The organism is Jongsikchunia kroppenstedtii DSM 45133, assembly GCF_000380485.1.
GTDB classification, from domain to species: domain Bacteria; phylum Actinomycetota; class Actinomycetes; order Mycobacteriales; family Mycobacteriaceae; genus Jongsikchunia; species Jongsikchunia kroppenstedtii.
In genome coordinates this window covers 118,754-137,626 of record NZ_AQYG01000043.1, presented here as the reverse complement: position 1 = coordinate 137,626, position 18,873 = coordinate 118,754, and the positions used below count along the sequence as shown (strand labels likewise).

The following is an 18,873-nucleotide window of genomic DNA, read 5'->3' as shown; positions in this document are numbered from 1 at the left end:
GATTTTCCAGACGACGGCTTGACCTTGACGCAGCGTCAGGGTTGCACGCTCTTTTCATGACCACAGAAACAGCCATCGAGATCGCCGGACTCACCAAGTCCTATGGCGACAATCCGGTGCTGCAGGGCGTTGATCTCAGCGTTCCCGCGGGCACTATTTTCGCGCTGCTCGGCTCCAACGGCGCCGGCAAGACCACCACGATCCGGATCCTGTCGACGCTGCTCAAAGCCGACGGCGGCACCGCCTCCGTCAACGGCTTCGACGTCGCCGCCGAGCCGGCAAAGGTTCGCCGATCCATCAGCCTCACAGGCCAATTCGCCGCCGTCGACGAGATCCTGACCGGGCGGGAGAATCTCGTCCTCATCGCCCGGCTGCGCCGGCTCTCCGACGCCGACGCGATCGCCGACAACCTGTTGGCCCGCTTCGACCTGACGGGCGCGGCCGGACGCCGCGTATCGACCTACTCGGGCGGGATGCGCCGCCGCCTCGATATCGCGATGAGTCTGATCGGCGACCCGCCGGTGCTGTTCCTCGACGAGCCCACCACCGGGCTCGACCCGCAGGCTCGGCTGGAGGCCTGGGCGACCGTGCGCCAGCTCGCCGGACAGGGAACCACGGTGCTGCTCACGACCCAATACCTCGATGAGGCAGAACATCTCGCCGACCGGATCGCCATCCTGCATCAGGGCCGGATCATCGCGAACGGCACACTCGCCGAGCTCAAGCAGCTGCTGCCGCCGGCAAAGGTCGAGTACGTCGAGAAGCAGCCCACCCTCGAAGAAATCTTCCTCTCCATCGTCGGCGACGACGACCGCACCGCCGCAAGGAGCCAGTCATGACGAACGACTTCCCCAGCAACACCGCGACCCTGCTGAACCGATCGCTGCGTCACATCGCGCGCAGTCCCGACACCATCATCACCACGGCCATCACACCGATTGGCATGCTGCTGCTCTTCGTCTACGTCCTCGGCGGCGCGATCCACACGGGCGGCGAGAAATACGTCAACTATCTGCTGCCCGGGATCCTGCTCATCACCGTCGCATCGGGCATCGCCTACACGGCGCTCCGACTCTTCACCGATGTGTCGACCGGGATCTTCGAACGGTTCCAATCGATGCCGATCGCCCGGTCCGCGTTGCTGTGGGGGCACGTGCTGACCTCGCTCGTCGCCAACCTGATCTCGCTGGTGCTGGTCGTACTCGTCGCTCTCGCAATGGGTTTCCGCTCCGGCGCCGGCGTCGGCGCGTGGCTCGGCGTGTTCGGGATCCTCGTGCTGTTCACGCTGGCGCTCACCTGGCTGGCCGTGATCCCCGGGCTCACCGCGAAGTCGGTCGACGGCGTGAGCGGGTTCTCGTACCCGCTGATCTTCCTGCCGTTCATCAGCTCCGCGTTCGTCCCGACGGGCGGCATGCCCGGCCCGGTGCGCTGGTTCGCCGAGAACCAGCCGGTCACGTCGATCGTCAACACCATCCGAAACCTCTACGCCGAGCGGCCTTTCGGCCACGAGGGCTGGATCGCCCTGGCCTGGTGCTTCGGCATCCTGCTGGTCTCCTACGCCCTCGCGATGCGCACATATCGCCACAAGATCGCATGACGGCCATCGAGCTCGGAGAATAGGGCCATGCTCACGATCAGTCAGCTCGCCGACTACGCCGGGGTCACGGTGCGGGCGGTCCGGCACTATCACGCCAAAGGCCTGCTGCCCGAACCCGAACGCGATCATTCCGGCTACCGCCGGTACCACGCGGACGCGGTTGCCGACCTCATCAAGATCCGCACGCTGGCCGAGGCCGGCGTTCCGCTGTCGCGGGTCGGCGAGCTGCTGGTCGCGAGCGATACCGAGTTCGCGGCGGCGGTCGAGGACATCGACCGCCGGCTACGGGCCGAGATCCGCGAACGGCAGCGTCATCGCGAACGGATCGCGCAGTTGGCCGCCGGCGACAGTCTCGCGTTACCTGATGAGGCGGCGGCCTACCTCGGACGACTCCGCGAACTGGGCTTCACCGACCGCTTCATCGGCGGAGAACGCGACGCATGGATCCTGGTGGCGGCCCAGCTTCCCGAGCAGATGCCGCTCTACATGACGATGAAGCAGCAACAGCTCGACGACCCGGAAACCCTTGCGCTGTACCGCGATCTGGCCGAAACGATCGACTGGGGGCCGAATGATCCGCGGCTGCCGGCGCTCGGTGACCGGCTCGTCACGGCGCTTGAGGTCGCCGACGCGGCGAACCCGAAGTCGAGCGATGTTGAGGGCGGGCTGCCTGAGGATCTCGCGAAGCTTCTGGACGAGCTGTTCCTCGAGCTCGTCCCGGCGGCGCCGCGATTCCTCCGGCTGCTCGAGGAACGTGGCTGGACCGGTTGGACGAATCTGAAACGCATCGAGCCGGCCGGCTGAGTGCGCCGACTCTCAGGTCGCCGTCGCCAAGGCCTCGCGACCCCGGTCGATCAGACGGTTGAGCACCCGTTCTGTTGCCGCGACATCACCTGCATCGAGGCCGTCGAAGATCGGGAGCGCGGACTCGCCTATCCGTTGCTGCAGCCCGGTGATGAGCTCGCGCCCGGCCGCTGAGAGGCCCTGGCCGTCGAGAAGGTCACGAGTGGTCAGATCGGCAACGAGGTGCGCCGCCTCCGGAAAGTGTGCACGGTCGGCCACGAGTTCGACCAACTCCGCGCCTGTCTCGTTCTGCGAGGCGATGCGGAGCGTCACCCATTGCGGCTCGGTCAGTCCGGTGCCTTCCAGGACACGAAGCAGCACCGCATTGAGCGTCTTCTCTGTCTCCCCGATGAGTTGGGGCCCAAAGGTCGTGGTCATCAGCGTCTCCTAACTGTTGGGTACACCAACGATACATAATTGTTGGTGCACCCATCAATCCCCTAGGCTTGCGTGGTGCCACTACGTCGAGTCGCGGACAAGCCCACCTGGTTGCTCAGCCGAGCCAACGCGCGCTCACAAAGAATTCTCGGAGCCGCGTTTGCCGAGGCGGGTATACGCGGTTACCACTATCGATTGATGGCCGCGGCCGAGCAGTACGGTCCGCTCAGTCAGGCTGAGCTGGGCCGGCACACCGGCATCGACCGCAAGGACGTCACCCTGGCGGTGACCGAACTGGAAGATCGTGGACTGCTCGCCCGGGAACGCGACCCTGCCGACAATCGACGCAACGTCGTCACGCTCACCGCAAGCGGCCACACCGAACTCGTCCGACTGGACGACATGCTGGCCGACGTGCAGAAGGCGGTACTCGCGCCGCTGAGCCCAACAGAGCAACGCACGCTGATCGGTTTGCTCAGACGACTCGGCGATGCGGTCGATCCCGCAGCAACGCACGACGATTAAGGCCGGTGTCGAAACTCCGGACGGCGCCCCGACGTTCTCGTAAACTTCAGATCCACAGCTTCACCCGCCGATGACTCGCGAAGGTGCGATCCCTGACCGAATGCGCTCGCGGCCAACCCGATTGGGGATCTCATGACCGTTGCCGGATACGTTCTCGCGGGTATCGCCGCGCTGCTGCACGTCTTCATCTTCTATCTCGAGTCGATCGCCTGGGAGAGCCCGCGGGCCCGAAAGGTGTTCGGCACCACCGCAGAAGAAGCGCAAACCACCAAATTTCTGGCCTTCAACCAAGGCTTCTACAACCTGTTTCTGGCCATTGTGGTCGGCATCGGAATCGTGTTCGCCGCGTCCGGCGAGAAGGTGATCGGCGCGACGCTTACGCTCACCGGAGTCGGTTCGATGTTCGCTGCCGCCGTGGTGCTGTTCGTCGCTTCGGCCGCGCACCGGCCGGCGGCCATCCGGCAGGGCACCTTCCCGCTGCTGGCGCTGGCCGTGCTGATCATCGGGCTCAGCCTGTGACGAACCCAGTCCGTCCCGCCGGAAGAATAGGGCCATGACCGGAGACGAGGTACTGCTCTGCTGCATGCTGTGGGCCCGGGACGGACAAGCGTCCGGGCTGACGGAGTACGAGGACCGAGTGTTGGCGCTCATCCCCGAGCACGGCGGTGAGATCGTTCAGCGGGCCATCGGTGATGGCCAAGACGGCAATCCGCGTGAGGTGCAGCTGTTTCGTTTCGCCGGCCAGGCGATGCTGGACTCGTACCTGGCCGACCCTCGGAGGACTGCGTTGGCAGCAGAACGCGACCGCGTCATCGAGCGAACCGAGCTATTCCCCGTGCGCCTCCGTTAAGGGCCACGACCCGCCGGAGGAACGAGAAAAGACGCTCCTGACCGATACGGAAACGTCTTCTACCTGCCCAAACGCTGTGGAGCTAAGGGGAATCGAACCCCTGACCTTCTCGATGCGAACGAGACGGCACCTCAGCATACATCGCCGGTCACGACCCTGCGAGCCACTGTGAGCGGCAGTGCTATGGCCTAGCTAGTAACTAGCGGGTACTGCCTGGTACTAACGCGGTGTGCCCTCTCTGTGCCCCGTTCGAACACGAATCGACCCCGTCACCCGAAGGGAGAATGGCGGGGTCGATCGCTACCGGAAGGCTGCTAGCACCCGGAAATTTCAGCAGGCCAGACGCGGCGTCAGGCCGCTGTGGCGACCTTGGCGATGCCGCTCGGCCGGGTGACCGCAGTCTCCCAGCGGCCCTCCAGACGGAACTGGATCTCGTTCTTGGCGAAGCCGATCGAGCGGTCGATGTCAAACGCGACGACGCCATCGGTGGCGATCCAACAGGTGTCCTGCCCGAGCAGTAGCGCGGTCTTGGCCGGGAGCGCGTTCGACAGCACCACCCGCACACCCCACAGCCGCTGGTTGGCGCGGTCGACCGGGGTGTTCGGCAGGACCAGCTCGCCCGAGCCGGTGGTCACCGACGTCTCCACGGCTTCCCAATCGGCCGGGCTCATCGCCACGGCGGCCGGGGTGTAGCCGGTCGATTCGAGCTTGGTGATCGCCGAGCGCACCGACCGCGAGATGTCGGTGTTGAACGCCTGGTTCAGCAGACCCGAGGTGCCGAGGATGCCGTGCAGGTTGGGTGCGACCCCGTCGCCGCCGAGGACCTGTGCCTCCAGCGTCTGGAATAGCCCGTAGCGCAGTTCGCCCTGCATGAAGTTGTACAGCCCGTTGACGTCGCCGAGGATGTACTTGTCGATCGGCTCCGACATGTGGGCGACGACCCGCAGGCTCGACTCGACCGTCTCCAGTGACATCGGAGTGGTCGGCTTGGTCCCGCCGGTCGCGACCGGGGCCGCGTTGTTCGACCGGACCCGCTGTTGCAGGAACTTGAACAGCGGCGGCGAGGCCAGCGGCTTCTGCGGGATGACCTCAAGCAGGGTGTTGGGTGCCTGCGGCAGGGACGCCAGCTCGATGACCATCGCCGAGGTGCCGCCACCATCGCCGAGCATCTCGAACGACTTGGCACCGCCGGTCGCCTGCGTCGCGAACTTGCGCGCCATGGCGCGGATGCCCTCATCGGTCACCGACTTGCGCGCCAGCGCCTCGTCACCCGTCGAGCCGGGCAGGTTGGGGCCGGGCCGGTGCTCGCCGAACTTCGCGGCGATCGGTGCATCGCGCCGGGCGGCGTCGATCTTCTGGTCGAGTTCGTCGACCTGATCCGAGACCTTCTGCAGGTGCGCGCGGTCGTCGGTGCTCAGTTCCTGATCGGCCGACTTGCGTGCGTCGATCAGGCTCTTGGCCGAGCGCAGGAGTTCTGCGCGCTGCTTCAGCCACTTATCCATCTGAATTGCTCCTTGGTGGTGCGCGCCGGTCATCCGTCGCGCAAAGAAATGTGCGGATTGGACGACGGACGGGCTGAAGGCCAAGGAGGCTGTGACCGCTGGTCGTGCGACGTCAGCGAAGCCGGTCGGGCCAGCACCCTTGCGGGTCTGGGGACGGACCATGGGCCGAACGTCTGCACCCCGATTTTACTGTGCAGCAGTGACTCTCGGGAGTTACTACAATGTCTTAGCAACTCTCGTCCCGTATCTACGCGATTCTGTCGCACGGTTGAAGTAGCTTTGACGCCAGCGAGGGGCGAGAGGGGCGGCAATGGCGGAGCAAAGCCGAAAATTTGGGTGGGCAGAGGAACGGGAACGACGACTCGAATACCTCGACGAGCTTCCCGGTAAGGACCATCATGAGCGCTTCGAGACGCTGAACCGAACGTCGAAACTGTTCTCTGCGAACGGCCAAGAGCTACACAACCACCTCGCCACCTTTGTGGGTACCCCCAAGCACGTAAGGGATCTGCCCGACGACTTCGAGGACGAGGCGATACGCCTGCTCCACAACTACATTGCCTCGGTCGCCACGCTTCGAGACATCCAGCGGGCCACGCACCGCAAGGTCTGGCCGACGCGAATACCAGAGGCCGAACGCAACGGCAAAGACGACCACCGCACGATCTGGGAGGTGCAGGTCTACACGCCAAAGGTCACCGACATGTTCGGCGACGACGACATCAAGTTCCTGTTCGATCTGCGAAACTGCACCTTGCACCACACCGTGCCAGTGCTATCGATCGGCACCCGATGGCGGCACGTCCCCCCGGCCCCTGTCGAGTGGATCAACTCGGTTGAATTGAAACGAGACGAATTGGAAAAGTTCTCAAAATGGACTAAACCGGCGTTGCGGTTCATCGAGACCCAAGAGAAGAACGTCGCATTTCTGCCTCTGTTGGAGAAATATTCGACGCGGGCACGTGAGTTTTCGGGATGGTTCTGGGATCAGGTCAAGGAAGCGGTGTTTCAGGAGGTCAACGAATTCCACTCCAAGAGCAACGAGTTCAGGGGATGGTTGAGTGAGGAACTAGTGGAGCCGGACTGGGACGACACGACCGGAAATCCAGTGCCTGGCTCCTTGCGAAGGAACCGGGCGGTCGCACATGCGAAGCGCTGCGAGTTCGGCACGACAGGATGGGGCGGGATCGCCGTCGATAGTGCGGGAGTCGCCACGGTCGGCGAATCGGATTGGGAACCACTTCCGCCGGTCCGGAAGTACCGCAAGCTGAACCGCGACTAGTTGCTGCGGCCGTTGCGCCAGCGCCACTGCTGATAGTGGCGGTCGCAGAGACCGCGAGCGTGGCGCGGCAGTTCGCAGCTCGGTTCGGAGCACGCGCCGAGGACGGCGACCGCCTCAGACGAGGTCTTCCAGGCGTCGTAGTGGTGCTGGCACAGTCCGCGACCCTTGCGCGGACGGCCGCAACCGTCAACAGTGCATCGTTCGGCGACGTTCGCGGCCCAGCGCCGCTGATAGTGGTTGCGACACAGGCCGCGCGCACGAGCCGTTGCCTCGCAACCGGTTTCGGAGCAGTTTCTCACCAGACCAGCGAAACACGTTGGGCGCGAAGAATAGATTGGATTACTAGGGGGAGAGAAGCCGCACCTTGGCGTGGCTTCTTGAGCCATATGCAGGCAGTGGCGCGAACTCCCCCTATCGCCGGATACCCCGGCCGACCCGCTCCCTTAGCCGTCCTCAAATCGAGAGACCATAGCCGGCCTCTGGTGGCCACCCGGCCCGCGTCAGTTCGCGGGAGTCCGCCGAGCGGCCCGCAGTCGCAGGACGGTCTCGGTCACCACTCGGTCGCGGTCATGCTGTGCGAGCTGTTCGAGTTGACTGAGCGCCCGGCGGGTGGCGGTGAACGCGCGGTCGTAGTCCGGCTTGTCGTCGCGACGGACACACTGATGCAGCAGCTGGTCTGTCAGTTTGTACAGCACCCCGGTGAAGTCGGCACACTTGCCGTACTCGCTGCCCGACGACGGGGCAGCAACCCCAGCCGACGCCGAGGGCTCGTCTGCCCCAGCCAGCCGCAGCACCCACGACCCCTGCGGCGCAGGAACTTTCGTCGCGACCTCTTCGGCCTCCAGCTCGTCGGCCACCTGGTCGGCCAGGTGCCGCAGCTCCCGGCTCAGCGCCAGCCGCACTTCCTGCCGCCGCAGTTGCCCGGTCTTGCTCAGTCGCCTGCGCACTCGTGCCGTTGCGCGCACCAGCTCGGCGTCCTCGTCGCTCGCCTGCTCTGTCTCGGTCACGTTGCCTTCCTTGGGTTGTGGTGGTGGTGTGGGTGCCTGGTCAGGAGGAGCTTCCCGCGCGGCCCTCGCGTGTGCGAGATCGCGGCGTGCGCACGCGTCCCCACGCGCGCAACAGCCCTCGCAGTGCCTCTGACCTGCGGCAGAGCGACTCTCCGGGCTCGGCCGGGCAGGGGTGGGCAGTAGTTCTCAGCGAGAGAAAAGTCAGTGGTTTTCCTGGGAAATTCCCGACGACCCCTGCCCACCCCTGCCCGCCTGTCACTCGTCAAGGTCGTCCTCGGCGGTGCGGAACCGGACTCCGTGCCACTGCGAGACCTTGTCTTTCGGCCGGGTCGGGTTCTTCTGCCAGGACGGCCACGACAGTTGTTTCGGCCGTGTTCGGGTCTTGGTCAGACCGTGCCGGTGCGCCAGGTCGTGCGTCGCCAGCTTCTCGGTGAACGTCTGGTCGGACCACTTGGCGTGCCCGTGGCTCGCCAGGAACTTCGTGAACTCGTCGAACAGGTCTCGCGACAGCACGGACGAGGCCGCGTCGAACGCCAGCTCGGACTCGGCGAACAGGGCCAGCAAGTCAACGTTGTTGCGCCAGTCAGTCGTGTCGAGCTGGACCCGCGCGGGCAGTGGCACCACCTGTTGCTCGTCGGTTCCGTCGTACACGCGCCGGGCTCCCTCGACCAACCACGCCAGCACTGCCTCCTGCTGCTCGCGTCCGCGTTCGAGACGCTCGCGCAGTCCGGCCTGCCCGTGCCGGTCGTTCTCGCGTTCCAGCGGCTTGTCGGTCGGCAGGTACCGCAGCGGAAACGTGACCAGCGCCAACCGTCGCCAGGTTCCGTGGTCGGTCTCCAGCACCCGTGGTCGGTAGTTGGTCGAGATGACCAAGCTGTGGGTTGCCGACCAAGTGATGTTGTCCTGCCCCGTCTTTCGGGCCGAGACCTCCGACGTGCCGAGCAGCGCCTTGAGCCGTCTCACCGAGAACACCCCCTCGGGCAGTTCTTCCAGCACGCCGCAACGCAACCCGCGAAGCGTGGTCAGCTCGGTCGGGTGGTCCGACGGGCGGGCGGTCAGCAGCCGTTCGGGAACCGTGTTGGCGTAGTCGCCAAGCGCGTACCGGAACGCCAGCACCGTTGACTTGCCGTTACTGCCGTCGCCGAACAGCACCGGCAGCACGTCGTCGGTCGGCGGCTGGCCGGTGGCCGCTTGCCCGAGCTTTGTCTGCAACCACTGCCGGACCTGCTCGTCGGGAAGCGCCCGCAGCGCCTCGTCCCAGTCGGGGTGGCGTGCATCCGGAACGTAGGCCGCGCGAGTCAGCTTGGTGAACAACAGGTCTGGGTCGTGTGGCCGCAGCTCCCCCGTGCGCAAGTCGAGCACCCCGTTGCGGCAGTTCAGCAGGTGCGCGTGTTCGACCGAGTCGAAGCTGCCCGCGTCCTCCAGCAGCAGCCCGCGCAACAACCCCTTGACCGCGCGAACCCGAGCGCTGGACAGCAGCCCGGCCAGACGCTTTCGGCGGTCCGAGTCGGCTTGGGTTGCCTCCAGCGCGAACAGGTCGGTCAGCTGCTTCTGAACCTCTTCGGTCAAACGGTCGTCTGCGACGTTGCGCCAGACCTTGCCGTTGTAGCGGTGCCAGCCGAGACCCGGTACGAAACGGTAGACGGGCCGCAGCCGTTGCGCGAGGAACGCGGACAGTGGCGAGTCGTCCAGCATGAGCCGGTTGTGTTCGTCGCGCAGTTCCAGCGGAACCACTTTCAGGCTGTGTTGCAGTTCGGTTGGGAGCTTCACGTTGTCGGTTCCTTCACGTCGGCGTGCTGGCGGGCGGCCCACTCGGACAGCCCGGAAACGTCGGCCGGGTCCAGCCCGACCTGCAGAGCGGTTTGTTCGAGCGCGACCAGTGCGCGCTCCAGCTGGGGCGGGTCGTCCCCGAAGGTGCGCCACGCCTCGCACAGCGCCCAGCGCAGGAACCCCCGGCGGCCCTGCCCCGGTCGCTTCACGCCGAGCAGCCGCGCGAGCCGTGTCGGGTCCCCGCTCCCCGAAGACTCCGCCTGACCGGAAACCGACTGCCGCCGTTTCGGTTCCGGGCGGGCAAGGTGCGGCAGCCAGGAATCCGGCAACGTCGGCAGCGCGGCCAGCGGAAGCCCACGGACGAGCCGGTACAGCTTGCCGCTCGCCGCGACCGAACCCGGTGCGAGCACGAACCCGTTCGACCGCTTCAAATCGACCAACCGGGTCTCACCGTCCTTGAGTTCGGCCCGAAGCGCCGGGCAGCCGTCCGGCAGGCGGTAGTACAGGTGACTGCCGCGCCGGGTCCGGACCTCGCGAGTGGTCGGCAGCTCCAGCCCCAGGCCGGTCCTCCAGCGCCGAAACTGCCCCGGCGCGTCCACGTCAAACACGAGCACACCCTCCGGGGGTCGGAGGCCGACGTTGGCTTCTGGCGTTTCCGACGCCCAGCGAGACACCAGAGCGGGGTCGCTCGTGGCGTCCAGGTGCCCGTGGCTCCCGGCGAACGGGATCTTGGAGCGTGGCACCAGCGGGAAGACCGGCCAGCCCTCGTTGGCCAATCGTGGTGCGACTCTTGCGAATACGGTAGAATTGGTCATGTTTGGCGCTCTCTCAACCACGGTGTCAAAACGGGAAAATGGTCGGATGGCCGGGGTCTTTCGAGGCTCCGGCCATCGGCGTATCCGGGTCACTGCTCGGGCTCGGCGTCGTTGCGGCCCAGTAGAGCGGCGATTCCATCAAGGCACTCGGTCAGCAACTTGGCGCGGGCCTGCCGCATGCGCTCGGCGACAATCAGGTCGCACTGCGCCGTCACCAGCGGCCAGAAATCGACTGTGCCGCCGAGCAGTCGATTCACTTCGACGTGGTAGTCGTCGCCGTCCGCCAGAGCACGGACAACCCGGAGCGCGAGCTTGCGAGGGTGGTCGGTTTCCTCGCTGATGTCCTCGTCCAGCATCTCGACTACGCCGTCCGGGATCGGGTCGCCCGGTGCTTGCTTGTCAATATTGACGCCGAACACCGCGAGCCGGTCGCCGAGCGCGAACAGGCCGATCGTTGCGACCAACACTTCCCACTCGGTGTGCGGGTAGCCGCCGAGTTCGGTCTGTTGCTTCTGTATGGCCACCAGGTCGGCACGCACGCGCTGGGCGGTCGGCTCATCTGCCATGACCCACGCCACGATCAGTTGGCGGGCTCGCACGGCGGCCTGCGTGGTGACTCGTGCGTATTCCTGCTCAAACAGGTTGTTGTTGCTCATCGTTCGTTTCCTTCGGTGTCGTCGCCGATGTGGTCGGCATCGTTGTCTCGAATTTGCATGTCTTCCAGCAGGTCTCGGTCGTGCTGGTCGGTCGCCGGGCTAGCCAAGGTTTCCGCCACCTTCGATCCAGGCGACGACCTCGTCGAACCGGTAAACCACCTTGTTGTTGGCGATGCGGTAGAACTTCGGCCCCTCACCCTGGTGCCGGTAGCGCTTGAGCGTGCTCAGGCTCAGGCTCGTCAGCTCGGAGCACTGCTCCTTGCTGAGGTAGACGACTGGCAGGGAACCGGTTGCCCCCGTGTGGGTTTCGGTCATTTGGTTTGTCCTTCCTTCTGGCTGCACCCCTGTCGGTGCCGCAGCAATACCAGTAGAGCATGCACTAGTCTTGTTTTACAAGTAACAGGTATGGTAATGTAAGGTACTAGCAGTGAGCAGCAGGAATGCACCAACAACAGGAGGAAACATGACCGAACACACCACAGAGAGCACCGTCGACCCGGCAGAGTTTGCGGCCGCGTACGCGATAGTCCAGCGGGCAAAGGCCGAACGGATGGCTGAAGCGCGGCAAGCGCTGGAATCCAGTGTTAGCGCGGTGGATCGCAAGTTGCCGCAGGTCGGCGGAGCGGACGGGTGCCCGTGCGGGTGGGACCCGGAGGACCGGATTCGCGATCACGGCTGCGGCAACGGGACCCGAGGCGAGTTCCTGGACCAGAACGGCGAACCGGACTACCACGGTGCGCTCGACCACGCGATCGCGGTGATCGAGGACTTCGCCGACTGGCAGGAAGGTCGCTCCGCCGATAAGACACTGAATGCCTACCGGCGTTATCTCGGCCGAGACCTGCGACAGCACGCTGGCCGTCTGGCCGTCAACCTGAAAGCCGAACCGAATGGAGAAGCGGCGTAGTGAAACTCGATGACGCGCGGTGGGCGCAGAAGAACCCCGGCAAGCTGCCCGGAAAGCACGTGCGGCAGCTGCGCCTCGACGCCGGGGTGACCTTGGAAGCCTTCGCCAAGGAGGCTCGGCGATGCGGGCTGCAATGGCAGACCGGCCGGGTGTCGGACCTGGAATCGGGCAAAGTTGACGCGAAGCTCGACACCCTCGCTCGGGTAGCGCAGGTGCTGGCAAACCTGCTCGACCGGCCGGTGACAGTCGAAGAAGTACTAGGCGGCGGTCACCCTTGGGTGCAGATGTTGCGTGACGGGGTGACGCCAGACCGGCGTGACGAGGCGACACCGACCGATGTCGCCCGCCGCAACGGCTGGCCGGACTTAGCCTCGGCCGCAACCGAACTCGGCGTCCCCGAAGGGCACGTAGTGCCGCTGCTGCTGGCGTACGAGGACACCGGGTTAGTGGACAAACGAGCAGCCCGCGAATTGGGGATGTCGGTGCGCGAGCTGACTGTGCAGTCCTACCGGCTATGGGGTCGCAACTTCACCCAGGAGCGCGACCGGCGGGCGGGCGAAGGCGCACACGCGGCGGCACTCGGCGACGCCACCCGCGCGATGCGCGCCGAAATCGAGATGCAAGAGGTCTGAACCCCGACCACCCCCACCCGAGAAACCCCCTCGCCCGCTGCGGCGACGGGGGTTTCTTTGGCAGATAGGAGAAAACATGAGCGGCAGTATCGAGAGCTACGCGACGAGCGCGGGCCGGAAATGGATGGTGCGGTACCGCGACGAGTCCGGCCGCCAACGCAAGAAGAAGGCACTACCGACCAAGCGGGCGGCGACTCTGTATCTGGCGGACCTGCAGGTGAAGCAGGCGCGCGGCGAGTGGATCGACCCGAACGCGGGCAAGGTCACGGTCGGGATGCTCTACGACTCCTGGCGCGCCGGACAGGGCCACGCTAAGGCGACCACCCTGCACAACCTGGAGCTGAACTGGGCACGCCACGTGCAGCCGCGCTGGGGCTCCGTTGAGATCGGCAAGATCCGGCCCTCGGCGGTGCGCGGCTGGATCACCGAGATGTCCACGCCGGTACCGAAATTGAGCGAGGGCGAGCCGGTGCGCGACGAGCACGGCACGATCGTGATGACGGCGGTCGGTGTCCCGACGATCGAGCGGGCCTTCGGCATCCTGCGCCAGATTCTGACCCTGGCGGTGCAGGACCGACTGATCCCATCGAACCCGGCCGCAGGGGTGAAGCTGCCCAAGCGCCAGCACAATTCGCGCGGCTACCTCACGCATCAACAGGTGGAGCTTCTGGCCGAGCAGGTCGGCGATGACCGGCTGGTGATCCAGTTCCTCGCGTACACCGGCCTGCGCTGGGGTGAGATGGCGGCGCTGCGGGTGCGCGACTTCGACATGTTGCGGCGGCGGGTCAACATCACCGAAGCCGTCGCCGAGGTCAAGGGCAAGGTGGTGTGGAGCAGCCCCAAGACCCACGAGCGCCGCACGGTGCCGTTCCCGGCGTTCCTCGCGGAGCCGCTGGCGCAGCTGATGCGAGGCCGTGGCCGCGAGGACCTGGTGTTCGGCAACGGCAAGGCGGTGCTGCGAGTCTCGAACTGGCGGCCACGCGTGTTCAACAAGGCCATCGCGAAGCTGTGCCGGTTCGACGAGGACGGGGTGCCGACGACGAGCTTCCCGAAGGTGTCGCCGCACGACCTGCGCCACACGGCGGCGTCGCTGGCGATCTCGGCGGGCGCGAACGTCAAGGCGGTGCAGACGATGCTGGGGCACGCCTCGGCCGCGATGACGCTGGACACCTACGCGGACCTGTTCCCGGACGACCTGGAAGTCGTCGCCGACGCGCTGCAGCGCCAGCGCGAGCAGGCGCTCGGAGGCCACGCGGGACGTGCCCTCGGTGTGCCCTCCGGCTCCTAGCCCACCAACGGCAAGACCCCCTCGCTCCTGCTCCATCGCAGGTGAGAGGGGGGTCTTGGGCTGTGGAGCTAAGGGGAATCGAACCCCTGACCTTCTCGATGCGAACGAGACGCGCTACCAACTGCGCTATAGCCCCGGAGGTCTTGCGACCAACAGACGCAAACTTTATCAGCCGACCCGGCCGGCGTCGCACACGCCCGTCTCATACGGTTAGTGGCGTGGCCAACCTCACCGATGACCAGGTCATCGCCATCCTCGACAAAGCCGTCGCCGCGATCAATCCGGTGCTCGACGTCCTTGCCCAGCGCGATGTGCTGGGCGTCAAACAGCACACGTATCACCCGTGGCCCGGCGACGGGCCGCGCAGCCATCAGGCCGTCCATCTGGTCTCCACGCCGTTGAACGTCGTCGACTGGCCGGGCACGGCCGGGTGGAACGAACTGTCGATGAAGGACCGCGCGGACTGGTGGATCGGCCGGGTCGGTGCGGTGAACACCATCGCGGTCGCCTTGCCGAGCGTGTTCGGTATCTGGACCCGGTACCTGCCGGCGGCGGCACTGCTCGGCTTCGCGAACCAGGCGATCGTGCTGGTGGCCGTGGCGCGTGAATACCAAGTCGTCGAGCCGAAGTATCAGGTCGAACTACTGGCCGCGGTGCTGTGCAACCGCGACGTCGATGCGCATTCGGCCGGCAGGGCCCCAGCAAAGGTCCTGCCGCCCGGCCGTCACTCTCTGATCGCCACCGTGTGGCACGTCGCGCAGACGCTGCGCGAGCTGTCCGGCGAACTCGACCGTCGCCCCGGCCCGTCGAAACCCTTTGCCACGCTTTCGCTTATCCCGGTCGTGGGTGCCCCGTTCTCTTACCTGGGCGAGCGACTGGCACTGAGCAAAGCAGCGAGTCTCGGGCGACGCTGGATCGTCGATCATCCGGATTCGATTGCGGCGCTGCCTTCGTAGCGGCAGCCGCAAACGTCAGACCACCCGGCGGTAATCCTCGGGCCGCTGCCCCCGCGCACGGAACTGGTAGTGCGGCAAGTGATCGAACACCGGGTCCTCGTCATCGATCTCGAGGACGACGCCGGCAGGCCGTCGACGCTGCGCCTGCGGCTGCATTCGCCGGTCGTCCGCCGGTCGGGCCCGACGCGTCTCCTGGTCACGGCGGTTGCGCGCCAACCGCGCCGCACGCCGCGCCCGGATCCGCTGCTCGTTGGCAACCGAACGACGCAGGAAGAACATATATCCGAGCAGCATCGCGCCGACGATTCCAGTGAGCGCCCACCCAATCATGCCGAGCATCACGCCGAGCACCACCGCGACCGCGGTAATGGTCGCGAGCGACACCAGCGTCCGCTGCCGGTTGCGGTACCGACTCTCGCTGCGACGCAGATCCGCATCGGGGTCGTAACCGCCGCGACCGCGCCGAGTACTGCCCGTCTCGGCGACATCCTCGTCGACCGCGTCCTCGACCTCTACATCGTCATCATCCTCGGCGACGTCGTCGAGGTCGTCCTCGTCATCGGTGTCGGTGTCTGCATCTAGGTCGCTGGCCTTGCCGAAGTACTTGTCGACGTCCGTCTCGTCGTCGGAGTCGTCGGCGTCGATATTCAGATCGTCTTCCAGGTCGTCATCGAGATTGATTGCCGGAGAATCCTTCTCGAACTTCTCCGGCTTGCTCGCAACCTTGGTGGTCACCTTCTCGGTGGCCGTCTTGACATCCTGATCGTCCTCGTCGTCGGTCAACGTCTCGGAGGTGTTGATGGCCTTGTGGTACTCGCGCGCCGGGGGCTCCCACTCCGCGTCATGCGGATGCCGCCCCTGGGCCAGCTTGGTGCGCAGACCCGCGACCTGCCGCCCGCCCTGATGCAGGACCCGGGCCGCGAGCGTCGCCTGCGTCGTCTTCCGCAGTTCCGGCCGCGCCTTCACCACCATCGGAACCAAGACGAATAGCCAAATCGCGACCAGACAGATCCATAGCACGGAGTTCGGCATCGCTGGCTCCTCCCGGGATATCGACTCGTGTCACACCAGTAACACGAAAGTTGCCCACCCAGGTTATGGCCGAACCCGCCGCATCCTGCGCAGACGCGCCGGGGGATGGCGATATGCGCGTCACAGTCACAGACTCCCCGGAATATCCGGACTCTGGTCCGGAGTTGACCCCCTCGTTGCCAATTTCACTGGAGGAGAACTCATGAGCACTGTTGTCGTATTCGGCGCCACCGGATTCGCGGGCGGACACATCACGGACGAGCTGGTCCGTCGCGGTCACAAGGTCGTCGCGGTCGCGCGCGATACCTCGAAGCTCCCCCAGCGCGACGTCGTCGAGGCGCGGTCGGGTTCGGTGGACGATCCTGCATTCGTCACCGAGGTCGCCCAGGGCGCCGACGTCATCGTCAGCGCCATCTCCACCAAGGCCGGCGGCGGCGGAGTCGAGTTCACCGATGCCGTCACCTCATTGCTGGCGGCGGCGGAGGCCAGCGGTGCTCGACTCGGGATCGTCGGCGGCGCCGCGAGTCTGCTCACCGCGCCGGGCGGACCGCGCGTCCTCGACGCCGGCTTCCCCGACGAGATCCGGCCGATCGCCGAGGAGCAGGCCCGCGGCCAGGCGGTCTTGGAGAACTCGAACACCGACGTCGATTGGTTCTACGTCAGCCCGTCGGCGCTGTTCGGCCGCGACTTCGCCGGTGAGCGCACCGGCACCTTCCGCGTCGGCGACGACGTGCTGCTGACGGGACCTGATGGCACCTCGACGATTTCGGGCGCCGACTACGCGATCGCATTCGTCGACGAGATCGAGCGCCCGGCGCACCACCAGAAGCGCTTCACCGTCGGCTACTGACGTCGACTACTCACTCAGAAGGCGGCGCGGCCCGACCGCACCAGCGCATCGACCGCGCCGCCCGCGAGTTCGTCGGCGGTGATCGCCACCAGCACATGATCGCGCCAGGCGCCGTTGACATCCATGTAGCGCCGTAGCAGACCCTCTTCGCGGAATCCGACCTTGCGCAGCACCGATTGCGACGCCAGGTTGGCCGGTTGCACCGTCGCCTCGAGACGGTGCAGCCCGACCGCGGTGAAGCAGTGGTCGACGCCGAGCGCGACGGCCGCCGTCGCCACCCCATGTCCGGCGACGTCGCCGTCGACCCAGTAGCCGACCCATGCGCTGCGCAACGCACCACGCTGGATGTTCCCGACCGTCAACTGGCCCTGGTATTGACCGTCGACCTCGATGACCAGCGGCAGCATCGTTCCGGCGCGCGCCTCGGCCTTCAGCACCGAATGCAGGCCCGGCCACGCCGAGGTGTGATGGCGCTGTGCCCAGGTGCCGACGCCCGTCGGCTCCCACGGCATCAGCAGGTTCTGGTTCTTCAGGCGCAGCCGGCTCCACGCCCTGGCATCACGAAGCCGGATCGGCCGCAACGTGATTGCGCCGGCCGCGGTCCGGAGCGGACCCAGCGTCGCCGGCCATCCGGGATGCGACGAGTTGTTACCACTGTTCCAGGCGCGCACGGTCGAATTATCCGCGCTGCGCGAGGAAGGCGACATCCACTTCGTCGCCGGTATTGAGCTCCTCAACGTCGGGATCGACGATGATCAGGCAGTTCGCCTCGGCCAGCCCAGCCAGCAGATGCGACGAACCGCTCTCCGACGAGCCGAGCACCTGCACCAGATACTCGCTGGTCTGCTCATCACGCATCAGCTGCCCCCGCAGAAAACCCTTGCGTCCCTTGACACTCGCGATCGGTCCCACCGTCCGGGCACGGATCACCCGGCGCATCGGCTGCCGCTTGCCCAGCGCCAGCCGGATCAGCGGCCGCACCATGATCTCGAAAGTCACCAGTGCGCCAACCGGATTGGCCGGCAGCAGGAAGGTTGGAACCTCGTCACGACCGAGCCGGCCGAACCCCTGCACCGACCCCGGGTGCATCGCGATCCGGTGCACGTCGAGGCTGCCGAGTTCGCTGAGCGCATCGCTGATCGTCTCCGACATGTGCCCGCCGACCGCACCGGTGATGACCACCACCTCGGCCCGAATCAGCTGTCCTTCAACGATTTCCCGGATCACCGCGGGCTCGGGCGAGACGATGCCGACCCGGTTCACGTCGGCACCGGCATCGCGAGCGGCCGCGGCGAGCGCGTAGCTGTTGACGTCGTACACCTGACCGGCTCCGGGCTGGCGGTCGATGTCGACCAGCTCGGCGCCGACCGAGATGATCGAGATCCGCGGCTTGGGATGAACCATCACGCGTTCGCGACCGACCGCCGCCAGCAGGCCGACCTGCGCGGGCCCGATGACAGCGCCCGTGCGCACCGCGACGTCGCCAGGCTGGACATCGTCGCCCACCCGCCGCACGTAATCGCCTGATCGCACCGCATGCCCGACGCGCACCTTCGACACGCCACCGTCGGTCCAGCGCAGCGGGAGCACGGCGTCGGCCAAAGTCGGTAGCGGAGCACCGGTTTCGACGCGGACCGCCTGGCCCGGCTGCAACCGCAGCGGGTTTCGCGAGCCGGCAGACACCTCGCCGACCACGGGCAGCACCAGGATCGTGTGTTCGGGATCGCCGCCACCCTCTGGCGTCACCAGCTCCCCGGCATCGGCGACGTCGACACTGCGGACCGCGTAGCCGTCGATGGCGGCCTGATCGAATCCGGGCAGTGGACGCTCCGTCACCACTTCCTCGGCGCACAGCAGACCCTGCGCCTCCGAGATCGCGACCCGAACCGGTCGCGGCGCCACGGCAGCGGCGGTGACCACGCTCAGCTGCTCCTCGACAGAGCGCATCTTCGCCACGGCCCACCTCCCTCACGCGCTCGTCCG

General features: G+C 66.3%; 22 protein-coding genes and 1 tRNA gene. 12 read left to right on the top strand and 11 right to left on the bottom strand.

Annotated elements, in window-relative coordinates:
• Positions 1-56 precede the first annotated feature (56 nt).
• From G341_RS0107560 to G341_RS0107550, 3 genes are read left to right on the top strand one after another with little or no spacing between them, the layout of a single operon-like run.
• The gene (locus tag G341_RS0107560) at positions 57-839 is read left to right on the top strand and encodes an ABC transporter ATP-binding protein (RefSeq protein WP_018178514.1); all 783 of its coding nucleotides are present in this window, start codon (positions 57-59) and stop codon (positions 837-839) included.
• Positions 836-1,597: an ABC transporter permease gene (locus tag G341_RS0107555; RefSeq protein WP_018178513.1), complete on the top strand. Its 762-nt coding sequence runs from the start codon at positions 836-838 to the stop codon at positions 1,595-1,597. The genes G341_RS0107560 and G341_RS0107555 overlap by 4 nt, the downstream gene beginning before the upstream one ends.
• A 27-nt stretch (positions 1,598-1,624) precedes the next feature.
• Positions 1,625-2,401: a MerR family transcriptional regulator gene (locus G341_RS0107550; protein WP_018178512.1), complete on the top strand. Its 777-nt coding sequence runs from the start codon at positions 1,625-1,627 to the stop codon at positions 2,399-2,401.
• 12 nt (positions 2,402-2,413) lie between these two features.
• On the opposite strand, the gene G341_RS0107545 is transcribed toward G341_RS0107550, so the two are convergent.
• Entirely contained in the window at positions 2,414-2,818 is a 405-nt protein-coding gene (locus tag G341_RS0107545; protein WP_018178511.1) for a hypothetical protein, read from the bottom strand.
• A gap of 72 nt (positions 2,819-2,890) precedes the next feature.
• Between G341_RS0107545 and G341_RS0107540 the strand changes: the two genes are divergently transcribed.
• From G341_RS0107540 to G341_RS0107530, 3 genes are all read left to right on the top strand, one after another.
• Positions 2,891-3,343, top strand: a complete 453-nt coding sequence (locus tag G341_RS0107540) for a MarR family winged helix-turn-helix transcriptional regulator (RefSeq protein ID WP_026303378.1) — start codon at positions 2,891-2,893, stop codon at positions 3,341-3,343.
• A 132-nt stretch (positions 3,344-3,475) separates the two neighbouring features.
• Positions 3,476-3,862, top strand: coding sequence for a DUF1304 domain-containing protein (locus tag G341_RS0107535; RefSeq protein WP_018178509.1), 387 nt, complete (start codon positions 3,476-3,478; stop codon positions 3,860-3,862).
• A 34-nt stretch (positions 3,863-3,896) separates the two neighbouring features.
• Positions 3,897-4,193: a hypothetical protein gene (locus G341_RS0107530; RefSeq protein ID WP_018178508.1), complete on the top strand. Its 297-nt coding sequence runs from the start codon at positions 3,897-3,899 to the stop codon at positions 4,191-4,193.
• Between the two features lie 350 nt (positions 4,194-4,543).
• Here G341_RS0107530 and G341_RS0107520 read toward each other — a convergent pair whose 3' ends face one another.
• Entirely contained in the window at positions 4,544-5,695 is a 1,152-nt protein-coding gene (locus G341_RS0107520) for a phage major capsid protein (RefSeq protein ID WP_018178507.1), read from the bottom strand.
• Positions 5,696-6,005: 310 nt separating this feature from the next.
• On the opposite strand from G341_RS0107520, the gene G341_RS0107515 reads away from it, so the two are divergent.
• On the top strand, positions 6,006-6,977 hold the full coding sequence (locus G341_RS0107515) for a hypothetical protein (protein ID WP_018178506.1): 972 nt from the start codon (positions 6,006-6,008) through the stop codon (positions 6,975-6,977).
• Positions 6,978-7,477: 500 nt separating this feature from the next.
• Here the strand turns inward: G341_RS0107515 and G341_RS0107510 are convergent, their stop codons facing one another.
• From G341_RS0107510 to G341_RS0107485, 5 genes are all read right to left on the bottom strand, one after another.
• A complete protein-coding gene (locus G341_RS0107510) occupies positions 7,478-7,984 on the bottom strand; it encodes a hypothetical protein (protein ID WP_018178505.1) in 507 nt (168 codons plus the stop codon).
• A gap of 255 nt (positions 7,985-8,239) precedes the next feature.
• Complete coding sequence (locus G341_RS23000) at positions 8,240-9,754, bottom strand: DNA primase family protein (RefSeq protein ID WP_018178504.1); 1,515 nt, start codon at positions 9,752-9,754, stop codon at positions 8,240-8,242.
• Entirely contained in the window at positions 9,751-10,569 is an 819-nt protein-coding gene (locus tag G341_RS0107500; RefSeq protein WP_081622463.1) for a bifunctional DNA primase/polymerase, read from the bottom strand. Before G341_RS0107500 ends, G341_RS23000 begins: the two co-directional genes overlap by 4 nt.
• An 89-nt stretch (positions 10,570-10,658) precedes the next feature.
• A complete protein-coding gene (locus tag G341_RS0107495; RefSeq protein ID WP_018178502.1) occupies positions 10,659-11,225 on the bottom strand; it encodes a hypothetical protein in 567 nt (188 codons plus the stop codon).
• A 99-nt stretch (positions 11,226-11,324) separates the two neighbouring features.
• Positions 11,325-11,540, bottom strand: a complete 216-nt coding sequence (locus tag G341_RS0107485) for a helix-turn-helix transcriptional regulator (RefSeq protein WP_018178500.1) — start codon at positions 11,538-11,540, stop codon at positions 11,325-11,327.
• Between the two features lie 148 nt (positions 11,541-11,688).
• Here G341_RS0107485 and G341_RS21400 point away from each other — a divergent pair, with 148 nt between their 5' ends.
• The 3 genes from G341_RS21400 (at position 11,689) to G341_RS0107470 (ending at position 14,052) form a co-directional block, all read left to right on the top strand.
• Positions 11,689-12,132, top strand: coding sequence for a hypothetical protein (locus tag G341_RS21400; protein WP_018178499.1), 444 nt, complete (start codon positions 11,689-11,691; stop codon positions 12,130-12,132).
• Entirely contained in the window at positions 12,132-12,764 is a 633-nt protein-coding gene (locus G341_RS23960; RefSeq protein WP_018178498.1) for a helix-turn-helix domain-containing protein, read from the top strand. Before G341_RS21400 ends, G341_RS23960 begins: the two co-directional genes overlap by 1 nt.
• A gap of 76 nt (positions 12,765-12,840) precedes the next feature.
• Positions 12,841-14,052: a tyrosine-type recombinase/integrase gene (locus G341_RS0107470; RefSeq protein ID WP_018178497.1), complete on the top strand. Its 1,212-nt coding sequence runs from the start codon at positions 12,841-12,843 to the stop codon at positions 14,050-14,052.
• 63 nt (positions 14,053-14,115) lie between these two features.
• Here G341_RS0107470 and G341_RS0107465 read toward each other — a convergent pair.
• Positions 14,116-14,188 (bottom strand) — tRNA-Ala (locus G341_RS0107465).
• Between the two features lie 82 nt (positions 14,189-14,270).
• On the opposite strand from G341_RS0107465, the gene G341_RS0107460 reads away from it, so the two are divergent.
• On the top strand, positions 14,271-15,008 hold the full coding sequence (locus tag G341_RS0107460) for a hypothetical protein (protein ID WP_018178496.1): 738 nt from the start codon (positions 14,271-14,273) through the stop codon (positions 15,006-15,008).
• 15 nt (positions 15,009-15,023) lie between these two features.
• Here the strand turns inward: G341_RS0107460 and sepX are convergent, their stop codons facing one another.
• Positions 15,024-16,040: a divisome protein SepX/GlpR gene (gene sepX, locus G341_RS0107455; protein WP_018178495.1), complete on the bottom strand. Its 1,017-nt coding sequence runs from the start codon at positions 16,038-16,040 to the stop codon at positions 15,024-15,026.
• Positions 16,041-16,242: 202 nt separating this feature from the next.
• Between sepX and G341_RS0107450 the strand changes: the two genes are divergently transcribed.
• On the top strand, positions 16,243-16,890 hold the full coding sequence (locus G341_RS0107450; protein WP_018178494.1) for an NAD(P)-dependent oxidoreductase: 648 nt from the start codon (positions 16,243-16,245) through the stop codon (positions 16,888-16,890).
• 14 nt (positions 16,891-16,904) lie between these two features.
• On the opposite strand, the gene G341_RS0107445 is transcribed toward G341_RS0107450, so the two are convergent.
• On the bottom strand, positions 16,905-17,561 hold the full coding sequence (locus tag G341_RS0107445) for a GNAT family N-acetyltransferase (RefSeq protein WP_018178493.1): 657 nt from the start codon (positions 17,559-17,561) through the stop codon (positions 16,905-16,907).
• A 7-nt stretch (positions 17,562-17,568) separates the two neighbouring features.
• Positions 17,569-18,837, bottom strand: coding sequence for a molybdotransferase-like divisome protein Glp (gene glp / locus G341_RS0107440; protein WP_026303375.1), 1,269 nt, complete (start codon positions 18,835-18,837; stop codon positions 17,569-17,571).
• Positions 18,838-18,873 lie beyond the last annotated feature (36 nt).

Excerpts from the sequence above, each read along its gene's own strand:
- G341_RS0107560 (WP_018178514.1), top strand. The coding sequence starts at position 57 with ATGACCACAGAAACAGCCATCGAGATCGCCGGACTCACCAAGTCCTAT.
- G341_RS0107555 (WP_018178513.1), top strand. The coding sequence starts at position 836 with ATGACGAACGACTTCCCCAGCAACACCGCGACCCTGCTGAACCGATCG.
- G341_RS0107550 (WP_018178512.1), top strand. The coding sequence starts at position 1,625 with ATGCTCACGATCAGTCAGCTCGCCGACTACGCCGGGGTCACGGTGCGG.
- G341_RS0107545 (WP_018178511.1), bottom strand. The coding sequence starts at position 2,818 with ATGACCACGACCTTTGGGCCCCAACTCATCGGGGAGACAGAGAAGACG.
- G341_RS0107535 (WP_018178509.1), top strand. The coding sequence starts at position 3,476 with ATGACCGTTGCCGGATACGTTCTCGCGGGTATCGCCGCGCTGCTGCAC.
- G341_RS0107530 (WP_018178508.1), top strand. The coding sequence starts at position 3,897 with ATGACCGGAGACGAGGTACTGCTCTGCTGCATGCTGTGGGCCCGGGAC.
- G341_RS0107520 (WP_018178507.1), bottom strand. The coding sequence starts at position 5,695 with ATGGATAAGTGGCTGAAGCAGCGCGCAGAACTCCTGCGCTCGGCCAAG.
- G341_RS0107515 (WP_018178506.1), top strand. The coding sequence starts at position 6,006 with ATGGCGGAGCAAAGCCGAAAATTTGGGTGGGCAGAGGAACGGGAACGA.
- G341_RS0107500 (WP_081622463.1), bottom strand. The coding sequence starts at position 10,569 with ATGACCAATTCTACCGTATTCGCAAGAGTCGCACCACGATTGGCCAAC.
- G341_RS0107495 (WP_018178502.1), bottom strand. The coding sequence starts at position 11,225 with ATGAGCAACAACAACCTGTTTGAGCAGGAATACGCACGAGTCACCACG.
- G341_RS0107485 (WP_018178500.1), bottom strand. The coding sequence starts at position 11,540 with ATGACCGAAACCCACACGGGGGCAACCGGTTCCCTGCCAGTCGTCTAC.
- G341_RS21400 (WP_018178499.1), top strand. The coding sequence starts at position 11,689 with ATGACCGAACACACCACAGAGAGCACCGTCGACCCGGCAGAGTTTGCG.
- G341_RS0107470 (WP_018178497.1), top strand. The coding sequence starts at position 12,841 with ATGAGCGGCAGTATCGAGAGCTACGCGACGAGCGCGGGCCGGAAATGG.
- sepX (WP_018178495.1), bottom strand. The coding sequence starts at position 16,040 with ATGCCGAACTCCGTGCTATGGATCTGTCTGGTCGCGATTTGGCTATTC.
- G341_RS0107450 (WP_018178494.1), top strand. The coding sequence starts at position 16,243 with ATGAGCACTGTTGTCGTATTCGGCGCCACCGGATTCGCGGGCGGACAC.
- glp (WP_026303375.1), bottom strand. The coding sequence starts at position 18,837 with ATGCGCTCTGTCGAGGAGCAGCTGAGCGTGGTCACCGCCGCTGCCGTG.